Here is a 23,336-nt window from a genome sequence, read left to right on the forward strand (position 1 = left end):
AAAAATTTCTCTTTTTTAGTGTCTACTTGACGGGGCTATGACCAACCGACCGAGACGCAATGCAAAAAGCGAAACACGCCCTTAAGCGTCCACCTCTGAAAAACATCCTGAAAGGACAACTTTGGACGCGGTTTCGCTTTTTGCATGGAGTCGAACAGTCAATCCCCCAGGGGGTGGCCCTAGAAGCTGAGCGTTTTCTCCTGTTTCCTCCCCTCCACAACAGCAACGTACAAGCCGTTTTTTCAGTAGACATCTAAGTACGAGAAACGCTAAAGGCTTGGCGTAGTCTAGTTTTCTAATGGTATAGTAAAGAATAAAATGGAGGAGACTCAAGACGAGAGGAGTATGAGTGATGTCCACAATTATGATTGTAGAAGACGACCCGAAAATCAACCAGCTGCTGCAAGAGCAACTGGAAAAATACGGATTTCAAACAGTCAATGTTGAACATTTCGATAGAGTCATGGAGGTATTTACCCAATCGCGCCCTGATCTGGTTTTATTGGATGTGAATCTACCGAAATTTGACGGATTTTATTGGTGCCGGCAAATGCGCCAGGAGTCCAACTGCCCGATCCTGTTCATCTCAGCACGAGAAAGTAAAATGGACCAAGTGATGGCATTGGAAAATGGGGCCGATGACTATATCACAAAGCCGTTCGACTACGATGTGGTTTTGGCCAAAATCCGCAGCCAGCTACGCCGGGCTTACGGACAATATGCTCCGCAAGAAGGGGAGCGTACGGTTGAAGTGGCGGGGCTCAAGCTGTTTTTGGAGCGAATGGAGCTGTCCATGTACGATACCAAAATCGAGCTGAGCAAAAAGGAAGCGTTACTGCTAGAAGCCTTGATGAATCAACATCCACGTGTCGTCAGCCGTGAGCGTTTGCTAGAAAAGCTGTGGGATGAGCAGTTTGTCGATGAAAACACGCTGAATGTCTACATCACACGCGTGCGCGGCAAGCTGAAGGACCTAGGCTTAGAGGGAGCTGTCGAGACTGTCCGCGGTTCCGGTTATCGCTTACGTGCGACTTGGGAGGAAGGGCAATGAAGCTGTTCCTTCGAGATCATTGGCCATTCGCAGCGTTTTTTCTCGTCCAACTGATCTTATTGATTATGATTTTTGCGATGGATGGGTACTGGAATGAATCATTGATGATCTATGTCATGTTTTTATCTGTTTTTTTCGCGGGGGCTTTTCTCTCCATCCGTTATTTGTCTCACCGCACAATCTATCAGCGACTGAGCAAGCCGGTAGAGTCATTAGAGGAACTGACCCAAACATACGGGAATTCACCGTTGTGCCGCGCGATGGACGACATCAGTCAGGAGCAGTACCGCCTCTACAAAGAACAGCTTCATGCCTACGAAAACAAGCAACGGGACCATACGACGTTTATTCAGCAGTGGGTTCATCAGATGAAGACGCCGATTTCGGTTATTCATCTGTTGCTGCAAAATGAAGACGATCCAACAGCTGAGAGCGTCCGTGAAGAAGTGGACCGGATCAAGCGTGGACTGGAAACCGTTTTGTACATAGCTCGCCTCGACCGATTTGAACAGGACTTCCTGATTGAGCCAGTAACGCTGCGTTCCATGGTGCAGAACGTGTTGGCTGAAAACAAGCGGCTGTTTATTCGCAACCAAGTGTATCCCGAGGTAAAAGTGGATGAGAATTGGCGAGTGGAATCGGACGATAAGTGGCTTGCTTTTGTCCTCAACCAATTGTTGACGAATGCCGTTCGCTATTCAGCAGGGAAAAGCAACAAGGTCACCATTCGTGCGTATGAACGCGGAGCGTATGCCATACTGGAAGTGCAGGATTATGGAATCGGGATCCCTACCGAAGATATTCGTCGCGTGTTCAAGCCGTATTTTACGGGAGAAAACGGGCGCAAATACCCTGAGTCCACTGGGATGGGGCTGTACTTGGTGAAGGAAATTTGCGGGCGGCTCCATCATGGGGTGGAAATGGAATCAGAAGTGGGCCAGGGTACAACCGTACGTATCGTCTTGTCTGCCGTCTTACCAACCTTACAAGAAAGTAAGATAGCTGAAAGTTAATTCGATAGCTGGACTATGCGCACTTTCGTATAGTTGAATTTGGAAGTGCAAGAAAGGGGAATGGCGCATGGAAATGCTTGCTGTAAATAGCTTGAGTAAAATATACGGGGGCAAGGTAACCTACCGCGCGCTGACCGATATCGATTTTTCGATTCGCAAGGGCGAATTCGTCGGTATTATGGGCCCCTCAGGCAGTGGCAAGACTACGCTATTAAACATGATCTCCACGATTGATACACCAACCTCTGGTGCGGTTCTTTTGAACGGTACGAATCCGCATCATTTAAAAAAAGATAAACTCGCTCTGTTTCGTCGCCGTGAGCTCGGTTTTGTGTTTCAAGATTTCAATCTCTTGGACACGTTGACGATTGGGGAAAATATCGTGTTACCGCTTACTTTGGACAATGAGAAAGTATCGGTCATGGAAGAAAAGCTGCAAAGTGTTGCAGAGAAGCTAGGGATTCAGGACATTTTGGAAAAGCGGACCTTCGAGGTGTCTGGGGGGCAACGCCAACGGACGGCAATTGCCAGGGCGATCATTCATTCCCCGTCGCTTTTGCTTGCTGACGAGCCGACAGGAAATCTTGATTCCAAGTCTTCGCGCAATGTGATGGAGACACTGGAAGCGATCAATAAGAGAGACAATACCACCATGATGATGGTGACGCATGATGCTTTGGCGGCCAGCTATTGCCATCGGGTGATTTTTATTAAAGACGGACAGCTCCATAACGAGATGTATCGTGGTGAGAGCCGACAGGTATTCTTCCAGAAAATTATTGACTCGTTGTCGTTTTTGGGAGGGAACACCTATGACCTTTCGACAATTCGCGTGTAATAACGTTGTACGAAATAAACGGATGTACGCTGCATTTTTCATGAGTAGCGTTTTTTCTGTCTTAATCTTTTTCGTCTATGCGATGTTCATTTTTCATCCGGAAATTATCGGACAGGAGATTCATGAATCCGTAGCCACTGGGATGATGGCAGCAGAGTACGTCATTTTTCTGTTCTCTTTCTTTTTTCTCTTTTACTGTGTAGGTGCTTTCCTGAAAAAGAGGGAGAAGGAATTCGGCATCCTTTTTATCCAGGGCATGACACCATTACAGCGGAATACGCTGATATTTATGGAAAACATGCTGATTGGCATTGTCTCGATTGCCATCGGGATTGGGCTCGGACTGGTTCTCGCCAAGCTATTTTTCCAATTCGCCGGATTTTTGTTGGATGTAAAAGCACTCGGATTTTACTTCCCGTGGAAAGCAATCGGTTTGACAGTGGTGGCGTTTCTCATTTTGTATGCAGCCATTTCGCTGTTTACCGTCCTCGTGCTGCGAAGCCGCAGTCTGTTGGATCTGTTGCAAGGAAGCGGTCGGCCTAAGCGTGAGCCAAGGGCATCTTTAGTACTGTCTCTGGTCGCAGTAGCTTTGTTGGGAATGAGCTATGCCTTAGCCCTCACTGCTGACGGCGTGAATGTGCTCGTGCTGATGCTTCCGGTCATTGCGCTGACGACTGTAGGAACGTACCTGTTGTTTACTCAGTTGAGCGTCATCTTCATCGATTTTCTGAAGAAGCGTCGCGTTTTCTATTGGAAAGGTACGAATCTCCTGACGCTCTCTGATTTGGCCTATCGGATGAAGGATAATGCAAGGATGTTCTTTTTGGTCAGTATCGTCTCTACCGTTGCTTTTTGTGCGATTGGCACGCTGGCAGCGTTGGCTGGGTCGATTCAGATTACGGTGATGAAAATCAATCCGTTCGCATTTGAATACCAGTCCAAACAAAGTGATGTGGAGAGGGCCCAACATCTGTCGTTAATTGAAACGAGCTTGCAGCAGGGTGGCTTTTCCTTTGAAAAATATCAAGTAGCTATGCGGGTTTTGCCCGAACCGGTCAATGAAGAAAAGATCGGGGTTGTGAAGCTGTCCGACTATAACAGGCTGGCGGTAGCGTCCCATTCGCCTGAGTTGCAAATGACGAATGACGAGGTGTTTGTCCTGCTCAACTGGATTGGCGATTCGGTAGTGAGCAAGACTCTTCATGTGGGAAATGAACAGCTGGTGGTCAAAACAGACACGAATATGACTCCGTTGATCAGTGGTATTGAATTTAATCGATTGGCTGTTGTACCGAATCAGGTGTATGACCGGCTTCCGAACATGAAGGAAGAACAGCGCTTTGTATACGAGGTGCCAAGATGGAAGGAAACGCAGGATCTTAGTCTCAAGCTTCAGGAAGATATTCGTCATTACGAAGAAAATTATTCGTTTTCAGCTCGGGCTCCTTACTACCACTCCATGAAACAAATGGCGAACATGGCACTCTTTATCGGATTGTTTGTGGGCGTGTTGTTCTTTGTAGCCGCAGCAAGCTTTCTCTATTTCCGTCTGTACACAGATCTGGAATACGACAAGCGGCATTACGGAGCGCTTTCCAAGATTGGACTCACGGATGCGGAATTGACGCGGACCGTCACGACTCAGGTTGCCCTGTTGTTCTTCGTACCGATTGTGGTAGCCATTATTCACAGCGTGGTGGCGTTCGTTTCCCTGCAAAGCTTGTTGAAGCTGATTCTTGTCGCGTCTGTGGTCAAACCGACCGCGATTGTCCTATGCAGCTTCGTCGTTGTTCAGGGCGTGTATTTCTGGATCATTCGAAACCGTTACTTGTTCCATTTAAAGCAATCGATGAACCGCTAGTGACTTTTCCAGCATGTCCAGATGCGCATGGACATAGGATAAAAGGAGAAGGATGCGAGGGGGCAAGCGGATGGAACGAGAGACATGGATGGGGCAAGCCGTACAGATTGCGTTTGAAAATGTACGTGATAAAATAGGCGGACCGTTTGGAGCCCTTGTCGTGAAGGACGGGCAGGTAATCGGGCGAGGGCGTAATGAAGTGACGACGAGCAATGACCCTACTGCACATGCCGAAATTCAAGCAATTCGGGAAGCATGTCGTCATCTCCAAACCTTTCAATTAAACGATTGTGACCTGTATACAAGCTGTGAGCCGTGTCCGATGTGTCTGGGAGCCATCTATTGGGCCAGACCGCGCAATGTCTTTTACGCTTGCACGAAAGAAGATGCGGCGCATGTCGGTTTTGATGATCAGTTTATTTATGAGCAGATTGTTCTCCCTCATGAAGAGCGCAGCATTCCTTTTCAGAGAATCAATCTTGCGAATGGACGCAGTCCATTTGAAGCATGGTCTCAATCTCTGGACCGTATCGAATATTAATAGAGAGCCACTCCACTAGCGGAGTAGGCTCTTTTTTTTCGTTTTATTTATAGCAAGAATAGGTGGAAAGAAAAAAATAGAATGAAAATGCTTTCAAAATGAAATTTTCAGATAAAGGTATTGCGCTATGTCGAAAATCGTATTATAGTAACAACAATCATTATGAAATTCGACCAGATTTCCTGAAATTTAGCTGTAATAAGGTTGAATATTACTAAAAAAAGACGAATAAAGGTGTGTTTATATGGAAGAAACTTTTCGAAGATCACTTTATCCTGATTTAGATGACATCGACTATGGGATCATTCGCGCCTTGCAAGCAAATGCGCGCTTGCCGTTTACCCAGATTGCGAAGGACCTTGGGGTCACGGAAAAGACGATCCGCATGCGCGTCCAGCAATTACAGGACGAAGGTGCCCTGAGTCTGGTCGGTATTGTCAATCCAGTCAAGGCAGGGTTTCACGTACAGGCGATGATTCAAGTGGCTGTGGATGCGGAAAAGCTGGACGATGTGGTTGCTGCATTAACGGATACCGTAGAGATTAGGCTCATCGTACTCACTTCTGGTGAATATCAGCTTTTCACACAGGTGCTCGTAACAAGTAACGAAGAATTATCGCAATTTTTGCTCAAAAAGCTACACAAGATTCCTGGCATCTCCAAAACGAATGTCATTAACGAATTGAAAATACTGAAGTCCAAGTATAACTTTATCCGTTAGATACGAGTGACCTTGGAAGGGGGAATGCCATCGGGCGAAAATCCGTTGGGATTATGAAATGAATGCCGAACGATTCTGAGTAGAGACTAGAGAAAAAACGAGAGAAAAGGGGTCATCCTATGTTTTCGACCAAAGTGAGCAAAGCAATGCTCAGTGCTGTTCTGGGGACAGTTTTATTGGTTACAGGCTGTGGAGGAGGAAACAGTGCGACTACAGAAAACGGCAAAGCCGCAACAACAGCGCCAGCCTCCGGCAAAAAAGTACTGAATATTGGGTTAAAGGCAGACCCGCCGTCAATGGACCCAAACACCTCGACTTCGCTTTACGACCGTCAAGTATACGCGAGCCTCTATGACAAGCTGTTTGATATCGATTCAGAAGGAAAAATAGTGCCAATGCTGGCGGAATCGCATGAAGTAACGCCAGACGGCAAGACCTATACATTGAAGCTGAAGCAGGGCGTGAAATTCCACGATGGCACGGAGTTTGATGCTGAGGCAGTGAAATTCAACTTCGAGCGCAACATGAACGATGAGAAGTCCCGCCGGAAAGGCGAATTGAAATTCGTAGATTCGGTTGCCGTAGTGGACAAGCAGACCATAAAAATCCAGATGAAAGAGCCCTTCGCTCCATTCTTGTCCGTCTTGACTGACCGTTCGGGCATTATGGTATCACCAAAAGCAGTGAAGGAACATGGCGATCAATACCTCAATCATCCGGTTGGTACAGGTCCATATGTTTTTGTTGAACAAGTAAAAGGCGACCACGTGACGCTGAAGAAAAATGAAAACTACTGGAATGGTCAAGTGAAGATCGATGAGGTGAACTACAAAGTATTCACGAACGGAACAGCGAAGGTGCAAAACCTACGCTCCGGCATGCTGGATATCATCGATGATACCCCTGTAAAAGAAATTCCTGCAATCAAGGGCGATGCGAACCTGCAATTGGTCGCGGAATCCGGCATGGGTTACCAAGGTGTTTACTTGAACAACTCCCGCCCGCCGTTTGACAACAAGTACCTCCGTCAGGCTGTGGATCGTGCCATTGATCGTGAAGCCCTGGTAAAAGTACTGTTTAACGGCTATGCGGCACCGGCTCGCACAGCATTTACAAAAGGCAGTCTGGCTTACAATGAAGCACTGAACACACCGAAGCCGCCGGATGCAGCAGAAATCAAGGATTTGCTCACGAAGGGCGGTCAACCAAACGGATTTAACTTCAAGCTGTACATCTCTACTTCTCCAGAGAATGAGCAACTGGGTGCGGTACTGCAAAACATGCTGAAACAACACAACATCAATGTGACATTGGAAAAATTGGAATATGGACAATTGATCGAAACAGGCGATAAAGGCGAATTTGAAGCGATGCAATTGGGCTGGTCTGGACGTCAGGACCCTGATCAAAACTTCCATGACTTCGTTGTAACAGATACATCGAACAACGATGGCCGCATTTCCATTCCGAAGCTGGATGAACTGGTCATCAAAGCACGTGGTGAGCTGGACGAAGCAAAACGTAAGGCGCTGTATGACGAAGCTGCCACATTGCTGCAAGAAGAAGCGGGCTATGCCTACATGTACCACCAATATGTACTGCTCGGCATGAACAAGAAAGTAACCGGCTTTACGTATGTCCCAGACGGTTTGATCCGTACAGCCAATTTGGACAAGCAATAGGTAGCGCAACACTATAACAGCAAGAGCAAGGAGGAATTGTCATGATGTTCATAATCAGGCGTCTATTGCTGACAATCCCTATTCTCCTGCTGGTGTCGATTATGACATTCTCTTTGATTCATATGATCCCGGGCGATCCTGCCCGGGTCATTTTAGGAGAGGAAGCGACACCGGAAGCCTATGCGGCACTGCGAACCGAGCTGGGGTTGGATCAGCCGATCGTGGTGCAGTATTTTTCCTGGCTAGGAAAAGTGGTAACGGGTGATTTGGGAATATCGATTACGGACCGTGTGCCGGTCGCAGACTTAATTATGCAAAGACTCCCAGCTACCGTGGAATTGACGATCGGAACGTTCTTGGTAGCGATTCTGATTGCGTTTCCTGCGGGAATTCTCGCGGCAGTGCGACGCGGGACCTGGATTGACTATACAAGTACCTTTACTGCGCTAGGCGGTATGAGTATCCCCAGCTTCTGGCTGGCGATGATGATGATTATTTTCTTTGCCGTGGAAAACCAGTGGCTGCCTTCATCCGGTTATGTACCGTTTTCCGAGAATCCTACACAAAACCTGATGGCTATGATTCTGCCCTGTTTGGCAACGGGCTTGCGGGAATCTGCCGTGTTGATGCGAATGCTGCGTTCTTCTTTGCTCGATGTCGTGAGCATGGACTTTATTCGGACAGCGAAAGCGAAGGGATTGAATGAGGCTCGCACGATTCTGGGGCATGCGCTGAGAAATGCGATGGTTCCAGTGGTAACGACCTCGGGATTGATGATCGCAGGCTTGTTGGGTGGTCTGGTGATTACCGAGTCGATTTTTTCGATTCCTGGCTTTGGCCGTCTGATTGTGGAATCTGTATTCAAACGTGACTACGTAACAGTACAAGGAGCCATTCTTGTTTCTGCGATTCTCGTTGTCTTGGTAAACCTGATTGTAGACATTTTGTACGCTGTCATTGATCCGCGCATCAAGGCTGGGAAAGGAGCAGGTGAGTGATGAAAACCGTGGGCAAATTTCTCCGGAATGGTTTGGGCGTCATCGGAGCGGTGATTATCCTCGGATTGATCTTGGTGGCGATTTTCGCGCCGCTGATCGCACCCTTCGACCCCAATGCACAAGACTATAACAAAATTTTGATGTCGCCAGATGGCGAGCATTTGTTTGGGACCGATGATCTCGGTCGGGATATTTTCTCCCGTGTTGTTTACGGGGCGCGCATCTCCATTCAGGCAGCGTTGATCTCTGTCGGTATTGCGATGCTGATCGGGGTGCCGATTGGACTCTTGTCCGGTTACTACCGCGGCTTTTGGGATGAGTGGATCGTCATGCGGAGCGTCGATGCGATGCAGGCCTTTCCGTTTTTGATTCTGGCTCTGGCGATTTCGGCGGTGCTCGGTTCAGGTTTCGGGAATGCCATGCTGGCGATTGGGATTGGTTTTGCCCCTGCATTTATACGGATTACACGCGGTCAAGTTCTTACGCTTCGGAATATGGAGTATATTCAAGCAGCACGTTCGGTTGGGGTAAAGGATACACGCATTATTTTCCGCCACATTTTGCCGAATGCTATGAACCCGATTGTGATTCAAGCGACGTTGGCGATGGCATCCGGGATTATCGCAGAAGCATCCTTGTCCTATCTCGGATTGGGTGTACAGCCGCCGACTCCCTCCTGGGGCAGCATGCTAAACCAAGCACAAACGCTTATGTCCGTCGCGCCCTATGCGACGTTTTATCCGGGGATTGCGATCTTCTTAGTCGTGCTGGGCTTCAACTTGTTGGGGGATGGTCTACAGCAAGTTCTGGACCCGCGCGCACGTAAATAATGAATGCCCTACACGGGAGAAAAGGAGTGGAGCAGATGACGACCATCTTGGAAGTGGAACAGCTGAGAACCCGTTTTCGCACGGACAGCGGTGTCGTCAGTGTAGTGGACGGCGTCGACTTCTTTATCCGTGCTGGTGAAACGCTTGGCGTCGTGGGCGAATCCGGCTGTGGGAAGAGTGTAACCAGCCTGTCGATCATGCGCTTGCTGCCGCCCAACGGAAGCACGGAAGGATCGATTCGCTTCAATGGGAAGAACGTGCTTGCGCTGTCGGAAAAAGAAATGCAAGGTGTTCGCGGTAATGAAATCGCGATGATTTTTCAAGAGCCAATGACATCTCTCAATCCGCTACATACTGTAGGCAAACAGATTGAGGAAGCAGTCATGCTGCATCGCAAGGTTACGAAGGCAGAGGCAAAGGAACGGGCGATTGCGATGCTAAAAGCAGTCGGAATGCCTCGTGCAGAAGAGATTTACGGAGAGTTTCCGCATCAGCTCTCAGGAGGGATGCGCCAGCGTGTCATGATCGCGATGGCGATGTCCTGCGATCCGAAGCTGATTATTGCAGACGAGCCGACAACGGCACTCGATGTGACGATTCAAGCGCAAATTCTCGATTTGATGCGCGATTTAAAAGAAAAGACCGGAACCTCCATCATGCTGATTACGCATGATTTGGGTGTAGTAGCCGAGATGTGTGACCGCGTTATCGTCATGTATGCCGGCCAAGTCGTAGAGGAGACTGATGTCGATACGCTGTTTGACAGTCCGAAGCATCCGTATACGATCGGGCTGATGAACTCGATTCCTGAGCTGGACGAAGAACGCGAATATCTGGAAACCATTCCGGGAGCGGTTCCCCTGCCGTATCAAATGCCAGTGGGCTGCCGTTTTGCCCCGCGCTGTTCGCAAGCAATTGCGATTTGTCACGAAAAAGCCCCTGAACTCTTGCAACTGGACAATCAAAAATGTCGCTGCTGGCTGTACGCGAAGGAGGAAGAACAGGCATGACGACACCTCTCTTAGAAGTAAAAGGGCTGCAACAGCATTTTCCCATCAAGGGTGGCTTTTTGAAACGGACGACGGGACATGTCAAAGCAGTCGATGGTATTGATCTGACCGTGTATCCTGGTGAAACGCTTGGCATTGTAGGGGAATCGGGCTGCGGCAAGTCTACGACGGGCCGAACGATTCTACGCCTCTTGGAGCCGACAGCAGGAGAAGTCTGGTTTGATGGCAAAGATTTAGCGAAGCTTCCCAAAGAAGAAATGCGCGTCATGCGGCGAAACCTGCAAATGATTTTTCAGGACCCATACGCTTCGTTGAATCCGCGGATGACGATCAAGCAGATTTTGATGGAGTCGCTGATGGTGCACAACATTGGGACAAAGGCAGAGCGGGAAAAAGTCATCGAAGAGATTATTCAGGTCGTTGGCTTGCGAAAAGAACATCTGAACCGCCATCCACACGATTTTTCCGGCGGACAGAGGCAGCGGATCGGAATCGCCCGCGCACTGGTCGTAAAACCAAAGCTGATCATTGCCGACGAGCCTGTATCTGCATTGGACGTATCGATTCAATCACAGGTACTCAATTTGTTGAAGGATTTGAAAAAAGAATTCAATCTGACCCTGATGTTCATTTCGCATGATTTGTCGGTCGTGAAGCACTTGTGCGACCGGATCGCGGTGATGTATTTGGGACGGATCGTAGAAATTGCTGACAAGCGGACGCTATTTGAGAACCCGAGTCATCCATATACACGGGCGTTGCTCTCGGCTGTTCCAGTAGCGAAACCACGGCAAAAGCGAGAACGGATCTTGTTGACAGGCGATTTGCCGAGTCCAGCAAATCCACCGAGCGGTTGCACCTTTCATCCGCGTTGTCCATATGCGACAGAGACTTGCAAGACGCAGGTGCCCAGTCTGTCAGACATCGGCAAGGGCCAGCTGGTCTCCTGTCATTTGGTGCAATCGGGCGAACTTTTCCGCTAGCTAGGCAAGGATGGAGGTACAGCTATGATTTACTGGCAATTATTTCTCGCCTTTTTCCGTATCGGAATCTTCGGATTTGGGGGAGGACCTACGATGGTTCCCCTCTTTTACACCGAATGCGTGAAAAAGTACAAATGGGTGACAGATGAGGACTTTTCCGACAATCTGGCGCTCGCCAACGCTCTTCCAGGGCCTATTGCGACCAAGCTGGCCGCATTTATCGGCTATCGGGTAAAAGGCTGGAAGGGTGCATTAGTGGCAAACATCGCAGTAGTGATGCCAATCGTGCTTGTGATGATCGGTTTGCTGCAAGTCATTTATCAATGGAAGGATGCGCCGGGTGTATACGGCATGATCCAGGCAATCGGTCCGGTAATCGCAGTCATGACAGGCGTCCTTACGTGGGAATTCCTTTCAAAGGGCTGGAAGGGAGCGTCCAGCAAAGCAGGTGTGAGCCTTTCCCTCGCACTCTCACTTGTAGCGTTGCTCTTCCTTGATTGGCATCCGGGCATCGTAGTAGGGATTGCGCTGGCGGTTTCATTTGCCTACTCTACTTGGTCTGTCCGCAAGCGTAAGAACAAGGACGGCAAGGAGGGAGTAGCATGATCTACCTGCAATTATTTTGGGCCTTTTTTATCTCCAACATTTTGGGGTACGGGGGAGGACCACCGAGCATTCCTTTGATCCAAAATGAAGTGGTTGACCATTACCAGTGGATGACTGTACAGGAATTCGGAGAAGTGCTGGCGGTAGGAAATGCGCTGCCCAGTCCAATCGCGACCAAGCTCGCTGGGTACATTGGCTATCAGGTAGCGGGTGTACCGGGTGCAGTAGTCGCATTATTTGCAACGGTTGCTCCGACAGCGATCGCGATGGTCTTACTGATGGGTTTTATTAACTTATTCCGCAGTGCTCCACAGGTAAAAGCGATGACCCAATCGGTACGACCAGTCGTTACGGTTTTGCTTGGAACGATGACGTATCAATTCCTGATGGGCGCAGTCGAGGGAATCGGCTGGATGCAAACAGGGATTTTGACAGTGGCGTCCTACCTTCTACTCGAAACATGGAAGGTCCATCCCGCTTTTGTCATTCTGGGAGCAATGGCGTACGGGTTTGTTTTCATCGGCTAGGAAAGTTTACGTAAGCTGGTAAGAAGAAAAAGCACAGGGCTCGTAGACCTTGACAACGCCTACCCAGTCGGAACTTCCAAAAGGGGACCCGCTTGTCGAACACGTCTTCCCTGAGAAACTTCCGCCCATAGGGTGGCTTTGGCTCGACGGTCCCCTTTTTGAAGTGGAGACGGACAGTGAATCCCCCATGCTGGCGTGTCAGAGTCGAAGAGAACTGTGCTTTTTCTTCTCCTACACTATGTTGACTCAAACCAAAAGGACCTTCATTGGTTTTCATATTGGCTAACAAAGAACTACTTAAGGAGGCATAAATCATGGTTAACTATGACGCAATGGAATACCCATACGCATCGAAGCGTGTGACGACTTTTGCCAAGAACGGCATGGTGGCGACCTCGCAGCCACTGGCGGCACAAGCAGGTCTGGATATATTGAAAAAGGGCGGAAATGCGGTGGATGCGGCGATTGCAACAGCTGCGTGCCTGACTGTAGTAGAACCGACCTCGAACGGCATCGGGGGAGACGCATTTGCCCTCGTGTGGATCAAAGACGAGCTGCATGGACTGAATGCAAGCGGGCCTGCTCCACAAGGAATCTCCATTGAGGCATTAAAAGCAAAAGGTTTGGAAGAAATGCCGACCTACGGCTGGACCCCTGTCACTGTGCCTGGGGCGCCTGCTGCGTGGGCCGCCTTGTCCAAGCGTTTTGGCCGCCTTCCGCTGACGGAGGTTTTGCAGCCAGCGATTGATTATGCGGAGAATGGCTATCCGGTATCGCCAACATTGGCACATTATTGGAATGCCGCACACAAAAAGTTTTCCCAGCAATGCAAAGGGGAAGAGTTCGCGCATTGGTTCTCCACCTTTACGCCAGATGGCAAGGTGCCAAAAGCGGGTGACATCTGGAAGTCGCCGGGTCATGCTGAGACGCTGCGTCAAATCGCGGAAACAAATGCAGAGAGCTTCTATCGCGGAGAGCTGGCAGACAAGATCGACGCATTCTCCCGTGAGTGCGACGGCTACCTGCGTAAAGAAGACTTGGCTGCCTATGAGCCGGAATGGGTAAAGCCGATCAGTGTCAACTACCGCGGCTATGATGTGTGGGAGATCCCGCCGAATGGGCAAGGGATGATCGGTCTGATGGCGTTGAACATTCTGAAGGGCTTTGATTTTGACGCAAAAGACACGACGGAAACGTATCACAAGCAAATCGAAGCGATGAAGCTGGCATTTGTTGATGGATTGAAATACATCACAGAAGAGAGCAAAATGAAAGTTTCCAAGGAAGCATTGTTGTCAGAGGAATACGCTGATACTCGACGCGCACTGATTGGTCATGGAGCCTTGACGCCAGAGCCGAGTCAGCCGAAAACGAGCGGCACGGTCTATTTGGCCACTGCTGACGGTGAGGGCAACATGGTTTCCTTTATCCAAAGCAATTACATGGGCTTTGGTTCCGGGGTAGTTGTGCCGGGGACAGGGATCGCCATGCAGAACCGCGGTCATAACTTCTCGCTGGACCCTGCGCATGACAATTGCTTGGAGCCAGGCAAAAGAACGTTTCACACCATTATCCCGGGCTTCTTGACGAAGGATGGAAAAGCAGTGGGGCCATTTGGCGTAATGGGCGGCTTCATGCAGCCACAAGGACACGTACAGGTGGTCATGAACACCATCGACTTCCACCTCAATCCGCAAGCTTCGCTCGATGCGCCGCGCTGGCAGTGGATGGAAGGCAAAACGGTGGAGCTGGAGCGCCATTTCCCGGAGCATTTGGCACAAGCCTTGGAGCGCAGGGGCCATACCATCAAGTGGGCGCAGCTCGGTAATTACTTCGGGCGCGGTCAAATCATTTGGCGTGATGAAAATGGTGTGCTGAGCGGTGGTACTGATATGCGTACGGATAGTTGTATTGCAGCTTGGTAGGGAAACGAGAATCGAATAGAAGAATGAGTTGAGCCGAAGCTGATGCTTCGGCCTTTTTTATTTCGATAGATAGGTGTATATATAGTTCTTTATACCTATTTTCTTCTTTTGAAGATGTTCTCTTGTTCAGAAATTGTTTAGATGATCTTAGTAGAATGTAGAAAATGGTCAGATCATGTCGTTTTTGAGTATAGGAAATCCTTTTTGATAGTTCGAAAGTCGTGGTATAAAAGATAGGAGAAAACAATTTGGATGAATAGCATTTTAATTGTTGATGATACAGCGTTTACGAGACTCGTGCTGCGTAATATGTTTGAGAAATTAGGTATTGAGGTAGTGGCAGAAGCTGATTCAGGGGAGGAGGCTGTTAGAAATTATTGTTTGTATCGACCGACACTCGTCATGATGGATATTACCATGCCGGGGATGAACGGTTTGGTTGCTTCCCGGAAAATTATGGAGCTGGATAAGGATGCGAAGATCATTATTTGCTCCGCAGTTGCACGACGCGACACTGTCATCAAAGCGATCCAGGCAGGTGCACGTGATTTTATCGCAAAGCCCTTACAGTTCGAAAGGATTGAATGGGCTGTTCAACATTTGTTGGAAACAGATACTAGGTGAAACAAAATAGCAGTGATGTTAGTATGGAATTTTGATCACAGAAAGTGATGGGTTCTTTTGTCGAGTGAAGGCGGAGTTATCTCTACCTTTTTAACGGTTGGATGATATTAGGAAGTTTGCGACACCTTTCGCTAGGGTACATGGAAACTGGGATGAATCTTAGCGAGATAGAAACTTATGTTAAAAAGGCGTGAGCATGTTGAAAGATTTTCGCTTTCCCATGATAGCAGTCTCCCTACTTGCCCTCATCTTGAGTGGATGCTTTTTTCAGGGGGTGCCGTCTGCCATGAAAATGGAACAGAATACCAGTAGCTCCGAATACGTCAGGCTTTTGCCGGGCGAGCTCTTTATCAAGGAGCATTTGACGAATGACGATCAGACCTTGAAAACAAATATGAAGCCTGCTACATCTAATGACCCGAGTGTTGCAAAAGGGACAGAGACCCTTTCGGAATCGCTTGGTCTGTGGATGCTGTACGCAGTGGAAAAAGGGGATCAAGCTCTCTTTGCTAAGAATGTAGAGGTCATGAAAGCCTACGATTATCAGGATGGATGGATTGCTTGGAAAGCGGGTGGAGGGAATGAGACCCCAGTCGCGACCAATGCATTGGTGGATGACCTGAGGATCGCAGAAGCTCTTTACATGGCAGGCGAAAAATGGGGAGACGAGAGCTACATCCAATTGGCCAATGAAGTTGGACAAAGCATCGTGGAGAACCAGAGTCGAGAGGGACTGCTGGTCGATTTTTACGATCGCCATTATAAGGTAGCCAGCGATTACCTGACACTCTCCTATTTGAATGCTTCAGCCGTTCAATTGATGGAGAAGCATCAACAGGTGAGCAAAGAATTGAATAATCAAGTACATTCCTTTCTGAACACGTTGCCGACCAAAAACGGGTTTTTCCCATTTTCTTATCAGTTGGGCAGCAAGGAGTATGTCTATCATCAGGAAGTGAATCTGATTGACCAGTTGTACATAGGCTACCATCGCGCACAGGTAGGCATATCATCCCCAGAGTTGTGGGCGTTTCTCAAAGATGAGTTTGCGCGTAATGGACTATTGTATGGCAGATACGATGCCAGTACCAAGAAACCGCTGGTATCATACGAGTCTCCAGCTGTGTACAGCTTGGCGATCCTGACAGCGAGCGAGCTTAAGGATTACACGTTTGCCCGTGATTTATATGAACGGATGGTTCGTCAGCAGATTCGACGTCCAGAAAGCGAGTTCTATGGCGGTTACGTGGACATGAGTCAGATGGACACGCATTCGTTTGACAATCTGCTTCCACTGCTCGCAGAAAGGAGGCTGTTCAATGAGGGAACCCTTCAGTAAAAACGGTAAATTTATCAGCTATCAAGTGTTGTTTTTGCTTTTCATCATTCTGCTCGCCCTGTTTGCGGTGGGAATGCCTGCTCTGCCGCTGATCCCAGCCTTACTCTTGGTCTGGACACTGGTCATTAGTCTGACGGGTATCATTTTTGGACTGTTGGCTAGCCTGGGGCTCGCCCTGATCAGCTTATTCGCCTTTGGCAGTTTGTTAATTTGGGGCATGTTTGCTGGATGGACAATTTCCTTTTCCTTCTCTGACATGGTCATCTGGATGGGACTCTTTCTCGGCGCTGCCGTTCTGACCGGATTGATCCATCGCTTGGTGAGGCGGACAGTGGCCGAGCATCAGGAGATGGTTGGGAAGTTTGACGAGCTGGTGACGATCGACGAAGTGACGGGCTTTTCAAATGAGAAACGACTGCTCTTTGATTTGGAAGAAGAATGTAGCCGCTCTCGTCGGACAGGCATCCCTTTTTCGCTGATGCTCATTGAAGTCCTGTATCTGGATTCCTTCCAACGCTTGTACGGTCCAAAAGAGGGAGATTATCTGCTCAGCTCGCTCTCAACCATACTACGCAACAACACGCGATTGACAGACCGCAAGTTTCGTCTCGACCGCGGGGAGCAGGGTTCAGGAACCTTCGCTGTTATTTTGAGCAACAGCCATGAGGAAGGGGCGGAAGTAGTCGTCAAAAAGATCGAAAGGCTCCTATCCGTCCACAATTTGGAGAATGACAAAAAGCAGGTCACACTGACGATCGGGTTTGGAATCAGTCATTACGCGGAAGATGTGAGTGACCATTTGGAGATGGTGCAACGTGCCAAACAAGAGCTGGAACAATACATTCAATAATCGCTGCCGCATAGTCGTTTCTTTGCTTGCGATGCTCTTGCTGCTGGCTGGAACAGGGGGTAAGCTGTACGCTGCGGAGCGGGCGGGACAAGAGCCAGAGGTACTGGTCGTCTACTCGACCCAAGACGGAGCCTTGACGGATGAAGTGCGCATGCTTGATCTGGTGCTGGGACATTACAGCTCAAAGCTCACCTATGTGGCGGACGAGGTATTGACCGAGCGAGATTTGGACGGAGTCACACATCTCGTCTACTACGGTAGCATCTCGAAGGATTTGAGCAGTTCTTCGAGGCAAATCATGCAACGCTTTCAGGGTACCTGGCTTGCGCTTGGCAAAAACGTAGAGCAGTTGGGAGCGCGGTTTTCCTTTTTCCAGGTGAACGGACAGGTGGATATCCAGAAGGTATCAAAGCCTAAGGGTGTTGACCAAGTCCTGCTGAATGACAACTATTTGGTGGGGCATGTCTCGCTATCTCAAGGCGATGTTTTGCTTGAGGGCTGGAAGGGGATGTATACATACCCGCTGATGGTTCAGAACGGAAAGACAGCGTATTTTGCTAGCTCCAACTTCACTTCGCCCTTCTCCCTCTTTGTGTCAGAAGCACTACACGAGGTTTTCAAGCAACCGCATGACGCGGGGCGTTACGCGTTGATCCGTCTGGAGGACGTACACCCCCATTCCGATCCCAAGCTGGTCTGGGAGGCGGGGAGTTATTTGGCAGACAAGGGGATTCCTTTCGTCATTGCGCTTATCCCGGTGTACGAAAACTCCGAGACGCATGAGATGGTCCATCTGAAGGATCGCCCAGAGATGCTCAAGGTGCTGCGGGAGTTGCAAAAAAGAGGAGCAAGCATCGTACTGCACGGATACATGCACCACTATCGCAATTCGGAAACAGGGGAAGGGTCGGAGTTTTGGGACATCGAAAACAACTCGCCAGTCTCCAAAGCTCCGGACGACGAGACTCCTTTGAAGAAAAGGCATGCGTTTTCGTCTCAGACCGAGTATGAGACCTATCAGCAGTCGCTGAAAGAATATGAGGAGCATTATATACAGACACGCATGGAGACAGGAATCAAGGAACTGACCGAGCTGGGTCTGGCTCCGGTCGCTTTTGAGGCCCCGCACTACACGATGAGCCAAAAAGGGTACGAGGTCATGGCCCGCTACTTTCCTTATGTCCTTGGCCAGCTTCAGTTTAATGACAGGGACTGGGTACACATGGGAGCCCCTCCTTTCGTGTCGAAGCCGGCCTTTTTGCACGGAATGACCCTCCTGCCGGAAACAGTCGGTTATTATGATCCCTCCTCTTCTACCCCGCTGCAGGATATCAAGGACAAATACAGAGAAGTCAGCTTTGTACGCGATGGCATGGTCAGCATGTTTTTTCATCCCTATTTAGGAATAAAACCTTTAAAAGAAATGATTGCCTACGTGGAGACCCTGCCTGATGTGAAGTGGATAGACGTCCGCGGGCTGAGCGGACAGGAAATCAGTCTGGATAGCGGTCAGGAAGTCAGTGAGCCACCTATCCTCGCCGAGTCTTTAGAGGAGCAGGGTTCAACGTTGAAGGCTTCGGATATTTACCAAAATCTTCAGGATTTCCTGCGTGAAAATGGGTGGGTACAGCTCGTACTTTGGGGCATTGCCGGACTCGTGTCTGTCATGGTCATGCTGTTTATGTTGTATACGTGGCGCAATCGGGCTAACCTGCGCAAACAACTATTTATGGAGCGTGATCTCGATGGCTAATGCTTTATTTTATCTCTCCCTGTCTGTCATCTGGATTATGCTGCTGTACCATATGTTCTTGATGCAGGGTGGGTATTTTCACTACCTGCGATATAGACGACCCATTCCAGAGTGGGAAAAAAACCAGCATCCGCTGCCAAAGGTAAGCGTTCTGATCCCCGCTCACAATGAGGAAGTCGTCATCGAACGGACCATTAAGGCGATGCTGAGGTTGGATTATCCGAAAGACAAGCTGGAGATTGTCGTCATCAATGACAACTCGCGTGATCGCACGGGTGAAATCGCCGATGAATACGCCAGCAAATACCCGTACGTGAAGGTGGTCCACACCAAGCCTCCTCATGCCGGAAAAGGAAAATCGGGTGCGCTCAACCAAGGCTTGGCTCATTCCACAGGAGAAGTCATCGTGGTCTATGACGCTGATAATACTCCAGAGCGCAAAGCTGTCTACTACCTTGTTCTGGCGCTGTTAAACGATCCAAAGGCAGGGGCTGTTGTCGGCAAATTCAGGGTGGTGAACGCCGCTACGAATTTGCTTACACGTTTTATCAACATCGAGACGATCTGCTTTCAATGGATGGCGCAGGCAGGACGATTTTTCTGGTTCCGGGTGACGACGATTCCGGGAACCAACTTCGCCATTCGCCGCAGCTTGGTGGAGGAACTGGGTGGCTGGGATGAAAAAGCTCTCGCGGAAGACACCGAGCTGACGATCCGTGTCTACAATGAGGGCTACTATATTCGTTTCTTCCCGGCGGCGATCACATGGGAGCAGGAGCCTGAAAGCTGGAAGGTGTGGTGGAAGCAAAGGACGCGATGGGCGCGAGGGAATCAGTACGTTGTGCTGAAGTTCATGTGGAGAATCTTCTCTTTGCGGAAGAAAAGCATCATGTTTGATTTGATCTACTTCTTCTTCACTTATTTCCTGTTCTTTATGGGTGTGATCGTATCGGATGTACTGTTTGTGACGAATATGTTCGTCGATCTGCATTTGCAGGTAGGCATTGTCGCCATGATTCTCTGGATTTTGGCTTACTTCCTGTACGTCACTGAAGTAATGATCGCACTTAGTATTGAACGGACTGAATTGAATGTAAAAAACTTCTTGATTGTGTTGTTGATGTATTTTACTTACTCGCAGCTCTGGATCGTCCTGGTCGTCTACGCCCTTTACCTGGAGTTCAAACGGGTTGTATTTCGACAGGAGCTTAAATGGTATAAGACAGAGCGTTTCGCGGCAGATAAGAAGTCCGCACCGCCAGCAGAAAGACAGGTGTAAAACATGAAGAGAAACAATTGGAAACCGGCGTTTGCGCTATTGACCGTAACCGCTCTCCTTTTTGGGCAAGGAGTGGGTACGCTCTACGCTCAAGGCACGACAGCACCGACACAAACCGGGGCAACTGCGCCATCGGGACAGGCGATGCGCCCAGCTGTGTTTACCTTTTCAAACTTAGCCAAGCAAGCAAAAACGACTTACGCAGCCAATGGAATTGACAAGACACCAGGAACTGTTTTGCGTTTTACGAGTGAGCCGGTCACATTGGATGGGGTAAACGAGTCCTTTGATTACTTCTACTCTGTTCCGCGAGCAACCATCGGAAGCAACAACTATCTGGAGATCTCATTTAGTCACTCCGAGCTGCTGAACGGCACACGTTCTACTTTGACGGTAAGTGTCGATGACAAGCCGTTGAAAAGCGTGTTTTTAACCAAGGAGACGGCCCAGCAAGGGAAAATCAGAGTACCGCTGGGAGCGGACGAGACGGCAATCGGCTTCCACAAAATTACCATCACCAAGCATAGCCTGCTCACCGACAACATTTGTGACGATCAGAACGATCCAGCGAACTGGGTAAAAATCGATAAAAGCTCCTTTGCTTTTCTGGATACGCAGGCCGTAACCTCGTCTGCCGATCTGTTGAGAGAGTACCCGGTACCGTTCGTAGAGCCGGGCAATTCGACTGAAGTGTTTACCAAAATCGTCGTTCCTGATGCCGCAGATCAAGATGTGGTGGCAGCCGCGTTGAAGGTAGCCACATCCTTGTCTGCCCAGACAGCTACGAAACGCCCGATCCCGATCATGACAGAGAGCGAGTGGAAAGCAAAGGGAGAATTGGGACACGTCATCGCGATCGGCAATCCGGAAGGGTGGACTGGCCCGCTCAAAACACTGGTTGCTGAACAGGGGATTGCGACAAGGGAACAAAAGCTGGGGCTCGATTACTATCAGATGAGAGTGAATCAATCTGCTGAAGCCAAGCTCTTGCTCTTGGTGTCGAGAGGCAAGGAGACAAACTTTGCCGAGACGATTCATCTACTGACAGATAAGGAAATGAACAAGCAGTTGGCAGGGAATCAACTGACTGTCAACCAGGTTCCCAGCGTACAGGCAACAGAGCAAAGTCCGATTTCTCTTTCTTTGGCTTCAGGCGGATATTCGCATGTTATGCTTGAGCACGGAAACAGCCGTACCGAGCAGGTGACCTTGAAAATTCCGTCTCATTGGAAGATTACCGGGGACGTCACGCTTGATTTGAAACTGAAGATTTCCCCATTGCTCATGCAGAAGTACGAAGGGGAAGATAAGCCACAGCACCAGTTGACGGTAACGGTAAATGGCGTACCTTATACGGTCATGCTCCAGCAGTTGAAAGCAGTGGACGATAACGATAACTACCACGTGAGTATCCCCATTTCACAGTCAGTCATCAAAGAGGCGAATCATGCTCTGACAGTCTCTTTCTCGGCTTCGATGAACCAGAAGGGTGATGTGTGTGCGCCTGAGAACAACATGGGGCGCTGGGTGTTTGTGGATAAGGAAAGTAGTTTAAACGTGCCGCACGAGGTACCCGCACAGCGTAGCTTCCGGTACTGGCCCGCTCCTTTTGTGCAGGATGCAGGTTTGAAGGACACCGCCTTCCTGCTGCCGGAAAAATGGACAGGTTCCTATTTGTCCCAGTTTTCGATGCTAATGAATAATATGCTGTCGGAGGTAAGCAATCAGAAGGGAAGCTCCTTCGTCATTTTCCAGGAGCCTCTGAACGAGAAGGCCTTGCAAGAGATCGCCTCGTACAATGTGGTTGCGATGGGGGATATGGAGCAGTACCCGAGCTTGCAGAAGGTTCAGGGACAGCTTTTGATCAATGAGGCCAAACAGTTGAACCAATACCACGTAATCAACGAGACGAGCCGTTATGTGGCCTGGGTCCAGCCCTCGATCTGGAATCAGGAGCGGACGTTGAGTGTTTTCCAATCTGCAGACGAGAATAAGGCTAGTAAGGGAACCTTCCTTCATGCTGATCTACTTGAATATCTGAAGAATTCCAACGAAGATGGGCAAATTGTTGTGATGAGCAAATCAAACGAGGTTTTCTCTATTCAGCTCGAAGACCATGAAGAGAAACAGACAAAAGGCATAAATGAGGTAGTGGGCAATATCCCGCTCTGGTTAATCGGAGTGATTTTGGCGGTATTCCTGATTGTACTGGTGATCTTTATTCGCTTGTTAAAAAAAGAGAAAGAGAAGTCACGTAGAGGAAGATAGTAAAAAAGTATGAAGAAGAACAGGGATAAGTTGCCGTATAGGTAACTGTCCCTGTTCTTCTTTTTGTCTCTTGTTCAGAAATTGTTGAGATGATCCTAGTAGAATGGGTAAAGCTACGGAACGAGGGGGCTTTGTGCCTATGAAAAGTTAAGAAACTACTATTTTGATTCGCAGTAAAAATAGTAATATATTACTATTATAATGTAGTCCAAAAGATATAGAAGATAGGATGGGAGACAGCATTTTGGATGAATAGCATACTGATTGTTGATGATACAGCGTTTACGAGGCATGTGCTGCGCAACATATTTGAGTCGTTAGGACTGCATGTCGTTGCAGAAGCTGCATCTGGAGAAGAGGCTGTTAGAAATTACTGCTTGTATAAACCATCACTCGTTACGATGGATATTACCATGCCCGGCATGAACGGTTTGACTGCATCACGCAAAATCATGGAGTTGGACAAGGATGCCAAAATCATTATTTGCTCAGCAGTGTCTAGGCACGATACCGTCATCAAGGCACTTCAGGCAGGTGCGCGGGATTTTATAGCAAAGCCATTGCAGCTGGAGCGGATCGAATGGGCTGTCCAAAAAGTATTGGGAACAGGGTTGGGATGTCCGTCGTGGAGATAGAC

The 23,336-nt window shown here is 48.9% G+C and carries 21 protein-coding genes; all 21 read left to right on the forward strand.

Going from position 1 to position 23,336, the window contains the following annotated elements; translation table 11 throughout:
• Nucleotides 1–352 precede the first annotated feature (352 nt).
• Complete coding sequence (locus PMI05_RS29160; protein ID WP_007729853.1) at nucleotides 353–1,051, forward strand: response regulator transcription factor; 699 nt, start codon at nucleotides 353–355, stop codon at nucleotides 1,049–1,051.
• Entirely contained in the window at nucleotides 1,048–2,064 is a 1,017-nt protein-coding gene (locus tag PMI05_RS29165; protein WP_007729855.1) for a HAMP domain-containing sensor histidine kinase, read from the forward strand. Before PMI05_RS29160 ends, PMI05_RS29165 begins: the two co-directional genes overlap by 4 nt.
• 67 nt (nucleotides 2,065–2,131) lie before the next feature.
• Nucleotides 2,132–2,902, forward strand: coding sequence for an ABC transporter ATP-binding protein (locus tag PMI05_RS29170; protein WP_007729857.1), 771 nt, complete (start codon nucleotides 2,132–2,134; stop codon nucleotides 2,900–2,902).
• Complete coding sequence (locus tag PMI05_RS29175) at nucleotides 2,877–4,763, forward strand: ABC transporter permease (protein WP_007729861.1); 1,887 nt, start codon at nucleotides 2,877–2,879, stop codon at nucleotides 4,761–4,763. The genes PMI05_RS29170 and PMI05_RS29175 overlap by 26 nt, the downstream gene beginning before the upstream one ends.
• A 70-nt stretch (nucleotides 4,764–4,833) precedes the next feature.
• Nucleotides 4,834–5,304 (forward strand): nucleoside deaminase, encoded by a 471-nt coding sequence (locus tag PMI05_RS29180; protein WP_007729863.1) that lies wholly within the window; start codon nucleotides 4,834–4,836, stop codon nucleotides 5,302–5,304.
• 244 nt (nucleotides 5,305–5,548) lie between these two features.
• On the forward strand, nucleotides 5,549–6,025 hold the full coding sequence (locus tag PMI05_RS29185) for an Lrp/AsnC family transcriptional regulator (protein ID WP_007729865.1): 477 nt from the start codon (nucleotides 5,549–5,551) through the stop codon (nucleotides 6,023–6,025).
• A 119-nt stretch (nucleotides 6,026–6,144) separates the two neighbouring features.
• Nucleotides 6,145–7,707, forward strand: a complete 1,563-nt coding sequence (locus PMI05_RS29190) for an ABC transporter substrate-binding protein (RefSeq protein WP_007729868.1) — start codon at nucleotides 6,145–6,147, stop codon at nucleotides 7,705–7,707.
• A 41-nt stretch (nucleotides 7,708–7,748) separates the two neighbouring features.
• A complete protein-coding gene (locus tag PMI05_RS29195; protein WP_039961646.1) occupies nucleotides 7,749–8,705 on the forward strand; it encodes an ABC transporter permease in 957 nt (318 codons plus the stop codon).
• Nucleotides 8,705–9,535, forward strand: a complete 831-nt coding sequence (locus PMI05_RS29200; protein WP_007729872.1) for an ABC transporter permease — start codon at nucleotides 8,705–8,707, stop codon at nucleotides 9,533–9,535. The genes PMI05_RS29195 and PMI05_RS29200 overlap by 1 nt, the downstream gene beginning before the upstream one ends.
• A gap of 35 nt (nucleotides 9,536–9,570) precedes the next feature.
• Complete coding sequence (locus tag PMI05_RS29205) at nucleotides 9,571–10,545, forward strand: ABC transporter ATP-binding protein (RefSeq protein WP_007729874.1); 975 nt, start codon at nucleotides 9,571–9,573, stop codon at nucleotides 10,543–10,545.
• A complete protein-coding gene (locus PMI05_RS29210) occupies nucleotides 10,542–11,528 on the forward strand; it encodes an ABC transporter ATP-binding protein (protein ID WP_007729875.1) in 987 nt (328 codons plus the stop codon). The genes PMI05_RS29205 and PMI05_RS29210 overlap by 4 nt, the downstream gene beginning before the upstream one ends.
• A 24-nt stretch (nucleotides 11,529–11,552) precedes the next feature.
• Entirely contained in the window at nucleotides 11,553–12,134 is a 582-nt protein-coding gene (locus PMI05_RS29215) for a chromate transporter (RefSeq protein WP_007729876.1), read from the forward strand.
• Nucleotides 12,131–12,661 (forward strand): chromate transporter, encoded by a 531-nt coding sequence (locus PMI05_RS29220; protein ID WP_007729877.1) that lies wholly within the window; start codon nucleotides 12,131–12,133, stop codon nucleotides 12,659–12,661. The genes PMI05_RS29215 and PMI05_RS29220 overlap by 4 nt, the downstream gene beginning before the upstream one ends.
• Before the next feature lie 314 nt (nucleotides 12,662–12,975).
• Entirely contained in the window at nucleotides 12,976–14,586 is a 1,611-nt protein-coding gene (gene ggt / locus PMI05_RS29225) for a gamma-glutamyltransferase (RefSeq protein ID WP_007729878.1), read from the forward strand.
• A gap of 252 nt (nucleotides 14,587–14,838) precedes the next feature.
• A complete protein-coding gene (locus tag PMI05_RS29230) occupies nucleotides 14,839–15,210 on the forward strand; it encodes a response regulator (protein WP_007729879.1) in 372 nt (123 codons plus the stop codon).
• 286 nt (nucleotides 15,211–15,496) lie between these two features.
• Nucleotides 15,497–16,549, forward strand: coding sequence for a glycosyl hydrolase family 8 (locus tag PMI05_RS29235; protein ID WP_007729880.1), 1,053 nt, complete (start codon nucleotides 15,497–15,499; stop codon nucleotides 16,547–16,549).
• Nucleotides 16,530–17,399 carry a GGDEF domain-containing protein gene (locus PMI05_RS29240; RefSeq protein WP_007729881.1) on the forward strand — a complete coding sequence of 290 codons (870 nt, stop codon included), beginning with the start codon at nucleotides 16,530–16,532 and terminating at the stop codon, nucleotides 17,397–17,399. The genes PMI05_RS29235 and PMI05_RS29240 overlap by 20 nt, the downstream gene beginning before the upstream one ends.
• Nucleotides 17,365–19,152 (forward strand): polysaccharide deacetylase family protein, encoded by a 1,788-nt coding sequence (locus PMI05_RS29245; RefSeq protein WP_007729882.1) that lies wholly within the window; start codon nucleotides 17,365–17,367, stop codon nucleotides 19,150–19,152. The genes PMI05_RS29240 and PMI05_RS29245 overlap by 35 nt, the downstream gene beginning before the upstream one ends.
• Nucleotides 19,145–20,431 carry a glycosyltransferase gene (locus PMI05_RS29250; protein ID WP_007729883.1) on the forward strand — a complete coding sequence of 429 codons (1,287 nt, stop codon included), beginning with the start codon at nucleotides 19,145–19,147 and terminating at the stop codon, nucleotides 20,429–20,431. The genes PMI05_RS29245 and PMI05_RS29250 overlap by 8 nt, the downstream gene beginning before the upstream one ends.
• Before the next feature lie 3 nt (nucleotides 20,432–20,434).
• Nucleotides 20,435–22,699: a cellulose biosynthesis cyclic di-GMP-binding regulatory protein BcsB gene (locus PMI05_RS29255; protein ID WP_007729885.1), complete on the forward strand. Its 2,265-nt coding sequence runs from the start codon at nucleotides 20,435–20,437 to the stop codon at nucleotides 22,697–22,699.
• A gap of 248 nt (nucleotides 22,700–22,947) precedes the next feature.
• On the forward strand, nucleotides 22,948–23,334 hold the full coding sequence (locus tag PMI05_RS29260) for a response regulator (protein WP_007729887.1): 387 nt from the start codon (nucleotides 22,948–22,950) through the stop codon (nucleotides 23,332–23,334).
• Nucleotides 23,335–23,336: the final 2 nt, after the last annotated feature.

It is taken from the genome of Brevibacillus sp. BC25 (assembly GCF_000282075.1).
Lineage (GTDB): Bacteria > Bacillota > Bacilli > Brevibacillales > Brevibacillaceae > Brevibacillus.